The sequence below is a fragment of the Promicromonospora kroppenstedtii DSM 19349 genome (genome assembly GCF_000515355.1).
Taxonomy (GTDB): domain Bacteria; phylum Actinomycetota; class Actinomycetes; order Actinomycetales; family Cellulomonadaceae; genus Promicromonospora; species Promicromonospora kroppenstedtii.
The window spans coordinates 2,885-3,517 of record NZ_KI911754.1 but is presented as its reverse complement, the minus strand read 5'-3'; the positions used below and the strand labels follow the sequence as shown (position 1 = coordinate 3,517).

Below are 633 nucleotides of genomic sequence, written 5' to 3'. Positions count from 1 at the left end.
GCCCGACAGGCCGGAGCGGCCCGCCCGCCACAGGGCGGTGCGCAGGATCTCCACCGGCACCTCCGGCGGCGGTTCGTCGCCAGCCCGCGCCGCCGTCTCGACGAGGCCCCGGGCCAGCGCTGCCAGGAGGGTCGCCGTGTCCGCCGAGAGGCACACGTCCGCGACCCGGATCTCCACGGTCGGGTACCTGGCCGAGAGCCGGGCGTCGAAGTAGACCATCCCCTGGTCGAGGATCGTGCCGGTCGCGACCAGGCCCTCGACGGCGGCGTGGTACGCCTCCGGCGTCCCGAAGGTCCGGGTCGGGCCCGCCGTCGGCCAGCGCGACCAGACCTGCGAGCGGAAGCTCGCATACCCGGAGTCGTCGCCCATCCAGTAGGGCGAGTTCGCCGACAGCGCCAGCAGCGGCGCGAGCCACGGCCCGATCCGGTCGAGCACGACGACGCCCTCGACGTCGTCGGCCACCGCGACGTGTACGTGACAGCCGCTCGTGAGCTGCTCGCGCGCCGTCAGGCCGAACTCGGCGCGCGCCTGCAGGTAGCGGAGCTTGCCGACCGTCGTCCCCGCGAACGCCAGGGGCGACGTGCCCAGCGCCGCGATCCGGGCGTCGTGCCGCTCGGCCGCCGCCTGAGCGCC

At 75.7% G+C, this 633-nt stretch carries 1 protein-coding gene; it reads right to left on the bottom strand.

Annotation, left to right across the window (positions count from 1 at the left end):
• Window positions 1-633, bottom strand: a 633-nt coding sequence (locus tag PROKR_RS36270) for a carboxylate-amine ligase (protein ID WP_245605973.1), incomplete at both ends; no start/stop codon positions are given.